The sequence below is a fragment of the Lacrimispora amygdalina genome (assembly GCF_003432035.1).
Lineage (GTDB): Bacteria > Bacillota > Clostridia > Lachnospirales > Lachnospiraceae > Lacrimispora > Lacrimispora amygdalina.
The window spans coordinates 47,873-60,475 of the sequence record NZ_QOHO01000027.1; the positions used below are offsets into that span (position 1 = coordinate 47,873).

A 12,603-nucleotide genomic window follows, 5' to 3' on the forward strand; every position below is an offset into this window, starting at 1 on the left:
ACCTCACCTCTTTCGTGTAATGTACTGGGCAGTAGCATTTAATATCATGATAATAACAAATAATACAATACCCGTGGCAAAAAGCGCCTGCTGGTGTTCACCGGATGCATATCCCATTTCAATACCGATATTTGTGGTCAGCGTTCTGACAGGATCAAGAACGGACTGAGGAAGTGCAACCGCATTACCCAGAACCATAATTACCGCCATTGTTTCACCAATTGCTCTTCCTAAACCTAAAATGATAGCAGCAACAATGCCTGATTTGGCAGCGGGCAGCAATAGGGAACGGATTGTCTGCCATTGTGTCAGCCCCAGTGCAAGTGCTCCGTCTTTGTAATGGCGGGGCAGAGCAAGAAGGGATACTTCGGTGATACTTATTATGGTTGGCAAAATCATAATACCCAGAATTATGGAACCTGCCAGTATGCTTAAGCCAGGCCCTCCCAGGTATTTACGGATCGCAGGCACAACGAATAAAACTCCCCAGAACCCGTATACAACGGAAGGAATAGCAGCCAGTAACTGAATGGCGGGCCTGAATATATTTCTAAGTTTTACAGGAGCAAACTCAGCCAGAAAAATACTGCAGCAAATGGCGATAGGAACTCCTATGATTGCTGCTCCCAAAGTAACCGATACGGATCCCACGATCATGGGGAAAATTCCGTAGTAACCCTGGCTGGGAGCCCATTTCATCCCAAAAACAAATTTAATAATACCTACTTTGGCGATAATCGGTACACCTTTTATAAAGATAAATACGGTGATGAGCGCCAATACTGATAAAGTAGAAAGAGCGATTAAGAGAAACACACGCTCCGTTAATTTTTCCTTAAAGCTTTTCATTTTGCTGCCCCCTCTGCTGATGGGATAAGTCCCTCTTTGCTCAGTAAATTCTGCCCCTCCGAAGAAAGGGTAAAATCAATAAAACTCTTCTGTATTCCTGTTGGCTCACCATTTGTGACAAACAAAAACTGTCTGGACAGCTTATAACTGTTATTCATGATATTTTCCCGTTTCGCTTCAACACCGTCTAAGTTAAGCGCTTTTACCTCATCCGAAACCAGCCCTAAAGAAATAAATCCGATGGCATTGGGGTCATCTGCAACCAACTGGCGTACTGCTCCATTGGAGTCCTGGACGATGGCTTTGGGAGTTATCTCTTTCTTGCCCATGAGCAGTTCTGTAAAAGCACTTCTTGTGCCGGATCCCTCTTCTCTTGCAATAATATTGATCCTGGCTTTTGTACCTCCCACCTGACTCCAGTCGGTAATTTCAGCAGCATAAATATCGCGGATCTGATCTGAGGTAAGGTTTTTTATCGGATTTTCAGGGTTCACAATAATTGCCAGTCCATCCCTGGCAATTTCCACACTCCACAGATTTTTCTCACCATCTTCCAATGAACGGGAAGACATACCTATGTCAGCACTGTGTGTCTGGGTTGCTGTAATACCAGCGGAGGATCCTCCGCCCTGGATATCAATCACGACCTCCGGGTCCTGAGCCATAAACTCTTCAGCCAGAATCTCAGCATATGGCTGCACCGAAGTTGATCCGGCAACGATGGTCGCCGATTCAGGTGCCTGGCTGCAGGCAGACAGCAAACCCATAGAAAGGGTCAGTATCACTGCACAGGCAGATACTTTTATTCCTTTTAATAATTTACATGTTACTATCCTTTTTTTCATATCTTCACAAAAATCAAACATCAAACTCGAATGCCTGATTTCCTCCATTTCTCAGAATATAGAAAGAACTACATGTTCTCTGGTATACTTGTCATCCGAACCGGCCTGTAATATAGTCTTCGGTTCGTTTATCCCTGGGATTGGCAAAAATCTGTTCTGTTGGAGCGTATTCCACCAATGTCCCTGCTCTGTCCTCATCCATCATCATAAATGCAGTCATATGAGACACTCTCGCCGCCTGTTCCATGCTATGAGTTACAATGATAATGGTATATTTCTGAGCAAGCTCTTCCATTAATCCTTCGACCTGCATGGTGGATTCCGGATCCAGCGCACTGCAGGACTCATCCATTAACAGAACTTCTGGCTCTACAGCCAGTGCGCGGGCAATGCAAAGCCGCTGCTGCTGTCCTGGGGAAAGGTCAAAAGCAGGTCCCTTCAGTTTGTCCTTTATTTCGTCCCATAAAGCCACCTGACTTAAGTACTTCTCCACAATCTCATCAAGACTGGATTTTTGCTTTACTCCATGATGTCTGGGGCCAAAAGCCATATTATCATATACAGACATGGGAAATGGATTCGGCTTCTGGAAAACCATACCCACTCTTTTTTTCAGCGCAACAACATCCATACTTTTATCATAGATCGAAGTATCATCAAGTAAAATTTTACCTTCTACCCTGACTCCCGGTATCGGGTCATTCATACGGTTAAACAGACGCAGAAGTGAAGATTTCCCACAGCCTGAAGGACCAATGATTGCTGTTATAGCGCATTCTTCAATATCCATTGTAACATTTTTAAGAGCCTGGAAGCTGCCATAAAAAAGGTTTACTGCATCTGTCTTTATCTTGGCTCTGTGCCCAGACTTTAACATAAGATCATCCATTCGTCACCCTCACTATTTGGCTCCTTATTATAATCTAATAAGAAACACTTATCCTTTACTATACTTTGATTTTACAACTTTTTTACACCGATTATTAATTATACATGAATTAAGAAAAGTTAAAGCATTATCTATGTGAATTATACGTAAAATTCTTGTAAAATTTTTTTCTGTATCAAAATACCATAAATTTTATCCATTTTTAGAGATTTGAGCAATAAGTAAAAAAAGAGAAGCATACAGCCCCCCTTTCTTCAAAATTAACTCGATGATTCATTACACTATATTCCTCAGGTAACATTGATTTCTATAATTTCTATAATAATATTCTTTCATTAAGTCCAAATCCTTTTTGTACTTCTCAACCTCCATGGCACTGACTCTCATCCATAGAAGCCTGTCTATGGATACAACTAAAACAGTTCCTTCCTCAACAGCATCCTTAAGAAAAAAATCATAGTCAATAAGTGCAATGCTCCTCCAGATCTCAAATGTATTTATAATAAAGCCCAAATCACCATACAGCTCTTTTTTGTTATCCGGATACTTTTCAGAAAGTGCATGATAATCATCTTGTGAAATAATTAAATCGATATCCCTGCCTTACGCATTCCATAATATTTGATTCATCAATATTTTTCACCCCATATTCAGCAGTACACTGATCCGCCATTATTCTTTCCTTATACCGGTTACGTTACCATCTTCGTCTGTGACATATCTGCCCTTTGTCATATCCAATATCACATATTTGTTATCCCATTTGTCAAGGATCACCGCACAGCGTCCGATAGGAACATCAAACGGACCATATTCTACTGTTCCGCCTGCTTCTTTAATTATTTCTATGGATTCATCCACAGACTCCACCTTTATATCAACAAGAACCTGTTTTCTTTGGCGTTGTAAAACTATCTCGGTAATATCGTTCTCCATTCCCAGTCCAACCATATCCTCATTGCGCCAGAGAAGTTTTAAACCCATACCGTCACAATAATATTGTATTCCTTCATTTAAATCAGAAACATAAAGCTCAATACAGTCAACATTTTTAAATATCTTTGCCATGTCAACACACTCCTATTCTTATTTTTATCACATAATTGGAATCAATAACCGGAACCTGTTCACATCCGGATTATGAAAGATTCCATCATAAGCCTCAATAATATCGTTGTCTTTTAAAGTATACCCCAGACTTCTCGCGTAACCAATTGCACCAGCATAAGCATCCGGCGTGCTGATACGATCAGGAACACTTGCCTGAAAAAAGTTCTGGGGTTGTATGAATTTCTTTGTCATACCAGGCGGTACATCAGTTCCAGAATCGATGCCGATTGCAGCCATATATGTAAAATCTCCATTCTTGCAGGTTTCTTGTTCACAAATACCATACATGGTTACTGCATCTTGTTTCAGTTCTATTTTTTCCAGGTGAGTTAAAAAATCACTCCACATTTTACCTACGGCTCCGTCACTATCCCACTTCACGGCCCTGCACTCCAGTCCGGCAACAGCAAAGCCTTCCGTATGCAACAAGCTGAACTTCATTTGATGTTCATCATTCACAGATGGATCACTTATTGCTGTCAGTCTTTTTAAGGGTGCTGATGCAGCACTTTTACGGTACTTGCTTGGAGACATTCCATATACTCTGGTAAATGCTCTGGTAAATACATCATGTGATTCAAAACCATATTCAAATGCTATACTTACAATAGATTTATTTCGATCCGCCAAATCATTTGCAGCCATTGATAACCTGCGCCTTACTATGTAGGCACCTACGGTGTCCCCCGTCAATCTCTTGAACAGCCGGTAAAAATGCGGTACTGAAAGGCCGGCTTCCCGTACAATATCATAGTAGCTGATATCATTGATTAAATTTTTTTCAATATAATCCATGGCTTTTTGAAGAGACTGTTCCTTTGGCATACTGTCACCTCCTCATATAATTATAACATTTACTTAAATTTTTTCTCGACTATTTTTATCTAATTTTGTCCACATTAACAGATCTGTATGTCCACATATATAATAAGGCAAAAACCATCTTTTATCGGTTTTTGCCTTTCATTCTCATAATTACTCTTTTTTCAATATTCGTTCTAAGCTGGCGGCATCTAATAAATTCACGGTCTGAAATTTACCTTTATAAAACACACCCCAGTTATTGAACACACAGGGCAGTTCTTTCGCTTTTTGCAACGTATCCACCTGAATGACAGATACCGGAACTTCATTTATTTCGCAATACCGCTTTACCGTCTCTAGTTTTTGAAAGATATAGGGGCATTGCATATCATAATAAATTGTAAGCTCTTCTTTTTCGATTCCATGGTTTTTAACGTTTTGAGCAAACCTGGGAGTTGTTCCATCAAATGAAAGGGCAAGTAATTCATATCCCTGTTCGGTAGTATCAACAACTTCAAAACCGAACTTTTTCGCGAAGGTCTGATCAGAAAGCCAGGCTTTCTGCTTATTTGCTCCAAGCATACAAATACCCGACTTACCATTTTCTTTGGCATCTGCAAGACAATACTCCATCAGCATTCTCCCATACCCCTTCCCTTTGCAGCTGCCAGACACCCACAGGCAATACACATAATAATAGTTATCTCCGATTATGGGAACCCAGGCGGTTTCAAGAGGGGCATATTCAATAAAGACTGTCGCCTTCTCATTTAACTTTCTAAAGACATGCCCTTCCTTTAACCGGTCCGAGAGCCATTGCCGCTTTGCTTCAACCCCGGGATGCATTTTTTTACTTCGGATAATGCAGCATAAATGTTCACCTGCAAGGTTTTCTGTTGTTAAGTTTATAAAATCAGTATTCATATATACCCCCTAAAAGTCCAATCGACCATGATAGTGAAATAAATTATAATAGAATAGGTTTATTATTGGAGGGATCCTGGTGCCTGCAGTCCGCTTTCATCTGCAGAATCCAGTCGAAATCTGCATCTCTGGCTTTTTCTGCCATAATACGAAGCTTATTAAGTACGAATTCCTGGGTTTCTTTATCTATTCCATCCGAAATATAATCGATCCATTTTTCTATTAAATAAATAATCTGCTCTTTATATTCCTTTCCTTTATCTGATATATAAAGGTTTTTAGCTCTTTTGTCTTTTTCACAAACTTTTCTTATTATTAATCCTTTATTTACCAGCGAATTTATAGTTTTTGTAGTTATTGATTTATCTATCAGAAGAATGGAAGAAAGCTTCTCCTGATTAATTCCCTCGTTATCATACAAATTTACCATAAATATACATTCCCAGTAATCCAAATCTAATTCTTTAAAAGCAAGATTAATATAAGTTTGAAGTTGTCTGTTTAGAATCCCAAAATATCTTGTATCATGTTTTATATTCATTTTTGTCTCGTATAATCCAATAATTCCTTTTTAAGTTGATTGAATTATAGTTTTCCTTTCTTATTCTTATTTACACGGCAATGTCTTATGTTCAGTTATAACTTTTGAAATATTCAACTATATTATATATATTTTACTATATATTGTCAACTTATTACTACAGTGTTTTTTTGTCATTTCGCATGTTAGTATAATATATATTATAATGTAAAGATTAATCTCTAAATAGAATTTTTATAAAAAGATAGTTTCTTTTAAAATAAAAATAGTTTATTTTAGTTGATTTATTCAACTAGTTTTGTTATAATCTCGTCATTAGTTAACTAATATAAAATTATTATTTAAGAAAGAAGGTTTTTATTATGCCGTTAAATCCAATATTTAACAAATTACTAGAAACAGATTTTGACAGTATGTATTCCCTTAGTATTGAACAGTTTAGAGAGTATTATGAAAAAAGCTGGGATGATTTTAAAGGAGATGTAATTGATGTAGGAACTGTGATCAATCGTACCATTAAAACTGCAAAAAGAGATACTCCAATCAGAATTTATAACCCCAAAACCAAGGGTATTCACCCTGCATTTATTTGGATACACGGAGGAGGATTTATTTTTGGAAGCATGGAAGTTTACGATTCTATATGCCGCAAAATAACAAACAAAGTGAACTGCACTGTAGTATCCATCGATTACGGTCTGTCTCCAGAACACAAATTTCCTGATCCAGGGGAAGAATGTTATTCCGTTATAAAATGGGTATATGACAATGCAGCAGAATTAAATATACAGCCGGATAAAATTGCGGTTGGTGGTGACAGTGTCGGCGGAACACTTACGGCAGCGGTTACTCAGATGGCAAGAGAAAGAAAAGAATTTTCAATTACTTATCACGTATTGATTAATACAATGTTTGATTTGCTTGGAATAACAAAGCCTTTATCCAGAGTTGAAAACGCAAAGGGATACAGACTGGAAACACATGCAATTGAAGGATGGTATGTTCCTAAATATTTAAATGATTTAAGCGAAGCTAAGAATCCCCTGGCTTCACCGTTACTAGCAGAAAGTTTCAAAGATCTACCAGATGCATGCATTATTACATGTGAATATGATCCGCTAAGAGATGAAGGCGAACACTATGCAAAGAACTTATCAGAAGCTGGTGCTGACGTATGCCTTAAGAGATATGACGGAATTATTCACGGCTTTTTCAATATGCAAAGAACGGTTGAGGAAGCCCGGGATGCTCTTGATTTGGTGTGTACAAAATTAAATGAAGCTTTACATTAGGAGGAAAAAACATGTACCATATAAAAGCAGAGGCATCGAGATTTTTCTTTCTCAATGCCTCTGGATTACTTTACCGGAATCCAGATCTCACTTCTGTATTTCGGATTCTCAGTATCCTTACTTTCATTCCAAAGAATTTCAGGTCCCTCTACTGCCTCATATCCCGACGCAGGAAACCATTCTGAGTAAATCCTTCCCCACACGTTTTGAAGCGTTTCAGGAAATGGTCCTACCGAGTCAAAAACGGCCCAGGTACCAGCAATAATGTCTAACTCGTCAAATCCGGTTGTTTCTCTGCTTGCGGTTGCTACACCGATATAATGATCCAGTTCTCCATTTTCTTCCATTCTTTCTTCGGAAAAGTTTGTTGAAGCACTGACAATACCTGTAGGTTCAATATTTGACAGCGCTTTCAATCGTTCTATAATTGCAGGAGTCAGAAGTTCATACATTTTTGCAATCTCCGGATTTATACCATTAAAAATAATTGGTACTCTTTTCTTAAATCCTACTATTTTAAACGATTCTTTTTCCACAATTCTATAATTCATTTCGCATCCTCCATTAATTGATAATTGAAAAGTCATTCTTGGATAAGCCTTTCGTTTTGTCTGTTCACCTCTTGCCTCAGAGGGCAGAATACCATGCATGCTTTGAAAAGCACGGGCGAATGAATCAGCTGAGTTATAACCGTATTTCACAGCAACATCAATTATTCTGAAATTTTTATCCCTCAAATCAAGTGCTGCTAATGTTAATCTTCTTCTTCGAACATATTCAGATAAACTGATGCCTGATAAGAAAGAAAACATTCGTTTAAAATGATATTCGGAGCAATTAGCGATTTTTGCTGTCTCACCATAATCGATATCTTCCGTCAAGTGATTTTCAATGTATAATAATGCTTCATTCATACTGCTTATTGAATCCATAAAACAACCTCCTTTCATCAACCATAATATCATAGGATACATTTATATATCCGATATTCTGTGCACAATTTAGTCGTATCATAAATAAAATCCATGCACCACTTATAATAAAACCCCCAGCGTACTGAGGGTTTTAGATAAGATAGGTTATACATTTGCATCTGCTGCAAATGCCTCTGAACCCATTGGGGAAATTGTAACGTAAAGGCGCAAGACGTTTTCGCCGATGTTTATAACCTGCAAGCTTTCCTGTCCGTCAACCTGCATCAGCTCCCCCGCCTGCAGCGGAGTTTCATTGCCATTCGTGACAACCTTGGCGTCCCCCTCCATAACCTGCAGTAAAAGAGTTGATTCCAGATGTGTATGTCCTGGCAGTATTTCCCCTTTTGCGATGTTTAGAATAAACGCAATTACATTATCGCTTTTGAAAAGCATCCGTTTAGCGATTTTTCCCTGAGGATCATGAAAATAATCAGTGAAAATAAATTTGTTCATGGATAAATTCTCCCTTCATTTTATCTTAAACTTTAATATACCCCATTTCCCAGATAAATGTTTATCAAAACAATATTTATAGATAAAGAAAAGGCCAGAACGGCAGAAATTAAGTTAATTAATCTACAAAATATTATTTTCCTGTACTTACCTTCGGTTTGGAATCCATTTGACTATTAAAAAGGACTAACTTTCGAAAAGGCCTGAACCTTTCAATTGCCTTAATTAATTTCCTTCCAAAAAAAGTTGTAGCACCTGTGTCGAACACATAAACAACATCTTCAACTTTGTAAATAACTGAATTAGCAATATCTGGCTCTTTCATAACAGAAGAAGGTATTTATTTCTTTTTTCTGTCAACAATTATTTTACTTATCTATATACAAACCCAGGTAATTTTAGTACAATTATACTAATCAAAAAGTAAGAAAGGATTATCTCAATGAGCGAAGATATAAAAGAAAAGATTCTTAATAAAGCATTGGATCTATTTAACATATATGGCTTCGAATCAGTTAAAATGAGAGATATATCAGGAGCGCTAAACATTAGCCCAGGGAACCTCACATAACATTTTAAGAAAAAAGAGGATATTATTTATGCAATCGTGCAACAGCAATGCAGAGACAATGCAGAAAATGTACTGAGGAGATGACTTTTGAAGAATTCAATGATCTATTAAAAGCGAATGTTGAGCATCAAAAGAAATATTTTTTTATTTTAATAACATAACTGAACTTCCCAGAAAGTATCCTGAAATTGCAATAATCCAGATTGAAGTAAAAAGAGACTTCTATATTTTATTAAAGGGATTTTTTGAAAAATTGACATTGGGGGGGCTTATGAAACCGTTACCATCTGTGACAACCTTTGCATCCTCCATGACCTGGAGGAAAAGGGTTGATTCCATATGAGTTTGTCCTGGAAGTATTTCCCCTTTTGCAATGTTTAAATATACCCCAATCGAACACATAATAAATCATTCCCATATAACATAATTTTCTACATATGCTCTAATTATAAATTTACGTGCCTTACCAGACATTAATATGTATTCTTGTTTTTAAATCTATTTCTTTTTGCTCTATAATTTTACTATCTTCAGCTTTATAACCAAAGGGAATTATTGCCGCCACTTCTAATTCATCTGGTACAGCCAGTATGTCTTTTACTTTATCAGTATTCTTAGGAATGAATGTAACACCTAAAACATCATGCTCAGCCAGGCTTAATAATATATTTTCAATACAGCACCATACCGACGCCAGACAATTCAAGTCATAGATTCTATTACTGTCTTTTACAAGTGTCTTTGGCTTATAAACTACTACCAATAGTTCCGGTGCAGTTAAGATCATTCGCTTCTGTTTTGGAATAGCATCCAGATACATTGCTTTAGCTAAACTATCATGGTTTTCAAATGCCTGTAATAAATCTGAAGACAGTTCTTCGATCATTTCTTCTGTCTGAGTTAAGGCTAATCTTATCTTGGAGTCCCTTACCATAATAAAATCCCATTGTTTTAAATGATTATAACTCGGTGCCTTAAGTCCAGCTTCAAGAGATTGAACTATTATTTCATTAGGGACTATTTCATTTGAAAATTCTCTAATAGTTCTTCTTTTATCAATAACTTGTTTAAATTCCATATCTCACTCCAATCATATTTTAGAATGTCATTATACGAATGTTAACTCATATTAACTCTTTCGTCCTAATCGAATGTATGTTCTTTCTCTATTGTACTACAGCTTTTCAATTTCTACAAGTGTAAATGTCTACAGGTTTCGAATTTTAATTCTTCCATAGTTAATATCTACAGAAACTATTCTATCGGTACATCAAATTCATTCTTTTTGAAATAATATATTCTGTCTTCTTCTGTAATTTCTCTCACTATTTTACATGGGTTGCCCATTGCAATTTTATTATCTGGTATATCCTTAGACACAACGCTCCCTGCACCGATAACAACATTATTCCCTATTGTAACACCAGGAAGAATTACAGCATTACCTCCGATCCAGACATTATCTCCAATAGTAATTGGAATACCATACTCATAACCTGTATTCCTCGTATCCGGATGTATTGGGTGTCCTGCTGTATAAATTGATACATTAGGAGCAATCTGGGCATTTTTTCCTATTGTAACTTTGGCCACATCCAGAATGGTCAGATTATAATTCGCGAAGAAATTCTCCCCTACTTCTATATTCCATCCATAATCACAATGAAATGGCGCTTCAATCCAAATGTTTTCTCCAGTCTTACCTATAATCTTTTTTAACATTTCAGGTACTGATTCATTCAATTTCGGTGAAAGTTGATTAAAATCATAAATTTTCTGTTTACACGCAAATCTTTCTTCCTCTAATCCATCCAGCCATGCTTTATATGGTAATCCTGCTAACATTCGTTCTCTCTGGTTCATAATTTCTTCTCCTTCTACAATTGATGAAAAATTGGCTGCATTTTTTCAAAGGTACAGAATTGTTTAAATCCAATTTCCTTTAAGACATCTTTGACTTCTTCAATATGATCACCAAGATGTTCCGTCTCATGTGTATCTGACCCTATTGTAAGAATAGTTCCACCTAATTCAAAGTACTTATTTAATATTTTTTTAGAAGGCATTAAGTCTTTTAACCCGTACTTAAAACTTGAAGTATTTAATTCTATGCCTTTACCATCAGCTATTACCTGTCTTAAAATCAGTTCCACATATTCCATTATTTTTTCATCTGGAAAATCACCATATTTGTCATAGCGTTTAATCATATCCAAATGACCAAGGACTGAATACTTTTTATAATTTTTCACCACATCCAGGATAGCCTGATAGTAGTTTTTCTGATATTCTTCCTGCGGTTTTCCTTCCTGATATTCATAATTCCAGAATTCTTTATTGTCGATCTGGTGATTACTTAAAATAATAAAATCAAATTGATAAGTATCATAGTCTCTCTCAAACTGCAGTAGTGTATGCTTTTGTACTCCAAATTCTATACCTGCTTTTATGATAATATCTTTACCATACTTTTCTTTCATTTTTTCAATTTCTGTAAAATACGCTTTATAATCGCAATTTAAGTCTGTTTTAACCCCATAATCCACATGATCTGTAAATGCAATCTCATTTAAACCAAGGCTAATCCCGCGCTTTATTATATTTTCCATCATACAGTCTGAATCGTCGCTATAATATGAATGTACGTGATAATCAGCAAAATATTTCATGGTTCCCCTTCAAATTAAGACATTAGTTATTAATTGCAAAAATTCTTAAACCTTCTTTATCGTTCATATAGTTTATCCATATCTTTCCATTTGCAAGCATAATTCCTGTAGGGTTGCTATTTAAATATTTTGTATATGCTTTTGAAAGTGCAAGTTTAAAATCAGAGTTTATTATATCATCATATTTTTTTTCGAATTCCTCTGCACTATTAATGGCAATTTTTTTATCATTTGTTTTTATATTAATGGGGTAATCAATAAGTTCTGCAAAGCCTTGTTTATTATTTTCAATAATATATTCTTTGATTTTTTTTGCAAATTCTTCTATATCCTCTGTATTAGTGCCAGGTATGGAGTAGCGTTTTTCATATGTATTGCCTATTGCATGCGTATGCACAAGGGAAAAATGGGATTTCTCAACATTTGTAAAGGTTCCATCTAATAAATCACCTTCCTTGGTATCAGGTTTAATTGTGCCTCTAAAAATTATATTATTATTTTCATTTTGCAAAATAAATGAAGCATTATCTAATTGTATTGTTCCTTGCAATTTTATTTCGCCATCATCGTCATTTTGTGTGATATAGGAAGCGGATAGTTGTTCGCCATCTCTATAAATAACCATATAGAATCCTGATTCTTTGTTTCTACATTATTATTGGAAGAAGCATATTCATTTGTA

Annotated in this window: 15 protein-coding genes; 1 reads left to right on the top strand and 14 read right to left on the bottom strand. The window is 36.2% G+C overall.

Translation table 11 applies throughout. The annotated features are described in order from the left end of the window. Positions 1-3 precede the first annotated feature (3 nt). The 8 genes from pstC to DS742_RS09800 all read right to left on the bottom strand — a co-directional run bounded on the left by pstC (position 4) and on the right by DS742_RS09800 (position 5,962). Positions 4-849 (bottom strand): phosphate ABC transporter permease subunit PstC, encoded by an 846-nt coding sequence (pstC, locus tag DS742_RS09765; protein ID WP_117416815.1) that lies wholly within the window; start codon positions 847-849, stop codon positions 4-6. Continuing rightward, complete coding sequence (locus DS742_RS09770; RefSeq protein WP_117416856.1) at positions 846-1,694, bottom strand: phosphate ABC transporter substrate-binding protein; 849 nt, start codon at positions 1,692-1,694, stop codon at positions 846-848. Before DS742_RS09770 ends, pstC begins: the two co-directional genes overlap by 4 nt. Before the next feature lie 91 nt (positions 1,695-1,785). Next, positions 1,786-2,583 carry a phosphate ABC transporter ATP-binding protein PstB gene (gene pstB, locus DS742_RS09775; RefSeq protein ID WP_117416816.1) on the bottom strand — a complete coding sequence of 266 codons (798 nt, stop codon included), beginning with the start codon at positions 2,581-2,583 and terminating at the stop codon, positions 1,786-1,788. Positions 2,584-2,859: 276 nt separating this feature from the next. Next, positions 2,860-3,096 carry a hypothetical protein gene (locus tag DS742_RS09780; RefSeq protein ID WP_117416817.1) on the bottom strand — a complete coding sequence of 79 codons (237 nt, stop codon included), beginning with the start codon at positions 3,094-3,096 and terminating at the stop codon, positions 2,860-2,862. A gap of 159 nt (positions 3,097-3,255) precedes the next feature. Beyond that, positions 3,256-3,651: a VOC family protein gene (locus tag DS742_RS09785; RefSeq protein ID WP_117416818.1), complete on the bottom strand. Its 396-nt coding sequence runs from the start codon at positions 3,649-3,651 to the stop codon at positions 3,256-3,258. A gap of 27 nt (positions 3,652-3,678) precedes the next feature. Next, positions 3,679-4,518, bottom strand: a complete 840-nt coding sequence (locus DS742_RS09790) for an AraC family transcriptional regulator (RefSeq protein ID WP_117416819.1) — start codon at positions 4,516-4,518, stop codon at positions 3,679-3,681. A 150-nt stretch (positions 4,519-4,668) separates the two neighbouring features. Next, positions 4,669-5,421 carry a GNAT family N-acetyltransferase gene (locus DS742_RS09795; RefSeq protein WP_117416820.1) on the bottom strand — a complete coding sequence of 251 codons (753 nt, stop codon included), beginning with the start codon at positions 5,419-5,421 and terminating at the stop codon, positions 4,669-4,671. A gap of 43 nt (positions 5,422-5,464) precedes the next feature. Continuing rightward, on the bottom strand, positions 5,465-5,962 hold the full coding sequence (locus tag DS742_RS09800) for a MarR family winged helix-turn-helix transcriptional regulator (RefSeq protein WP_117416821.1): 498 nt from the start codon (positions 5,960-5,962) through the stop codon (positions 5,465-5,467). 362 nt (positions 5,963-6,324) lie between these two features. Here DS742_RS09800 and DS742_RS09805 point away from each other — a divergent pair, with 362 nt between their 5' ends. Next, positions 6,325-7,254 carry an alpha/beta hydrolase gene (locus tag DS742_RS09805; protein WP_117416822.1) on the top strand — a complete coding sequence of 310 codons (930 nt, stop codon included), beginning with the start codon at positions 6,325-6,327 and terminating at the stop codon, positions 7,252-7,254. A gap of 65 nt (positions 7,255-7,319) precedes the next feature. Here DS742_RS09805 and DS742_RS09810 read toward each other — a convergent pair whose 3' ends face one another. The 6 genes from DS742_RS09810 to DS742_RS09845 all read right to left on the bottom strand — a co-directional run bounded on the left by DS742_RS09810 (position 7,320) and on the right by DS742_RS09845 (position 12,546). Continuing rightward, entirely contained in the window at positions 7,320-8,186 is an 867-nt protein-coding gene (locus tag DS742_RS09810) for an AraC family transcriptional regulator (protein ID WP_117416823.1), read from the bottom strand. A 147-nt stretch (positions 8,187-8,333) separates the two neighbouring features. Then, on the bottom strand, positions 8,334-8,681 hold the full coding sequence (locus DS742_RS09815; protein WP_117416824.1) for a cupin domain-containing protein: 348 nt from the start codon (positions 8,679-8,681) through the stop codon (positions 8,334-8,336). A gap of 1,034 nt (positions 8,682-9,715) precedes the next feature. Further along, positions 9,716-10,330 (bottom strand): nitroreductase family protein, encoded by a 615-nt coding sequence (locus tag DS742_RS09830; protein WP_117416826.1) that lies wholly within the window; start codon positions 10,328-10,330, stop codon positions 9,716-9,718. A 176-nt stretch (positions 10,331-10,506) separates the two neighbouring features. Beyond that, positions 10,507-11,115: a sugar O-acetyltransferase gene (locus DS742_RS09835; protein ID WP_117416827.1), complete on the bottom strand. Its 609-nt coding sequence runs from the start codon at positions 11,113-11,115 to the stop codon at positions 10,507-10,509. A gap of 14 nt (positions 11,116-11,129) precedes the next feature. Then, on the bottom strand, positions 11,130-11,921 hold the full coding sequence (locus DS742_RS09840) for a histidinol-phosphatase HisJ family protein (RefSeq protein WP_117416828.1): 792 nt from the start codon (positions 11,919-11,921) through the stop codon (positions 11,130-11,132). Positions 11,922-11,943: 22 nt separating this feature from the next. Beyond that, entirely contained in the window at positions 11,944-12,546 is a 603-nt protein-coding gene (locus DS742_RS09845) for a hypothetical protein (protein ID WP_147325762.1), read from the bottom strand. Positions 12,547-12,603 lie beyond the last annotated feature (57 nt).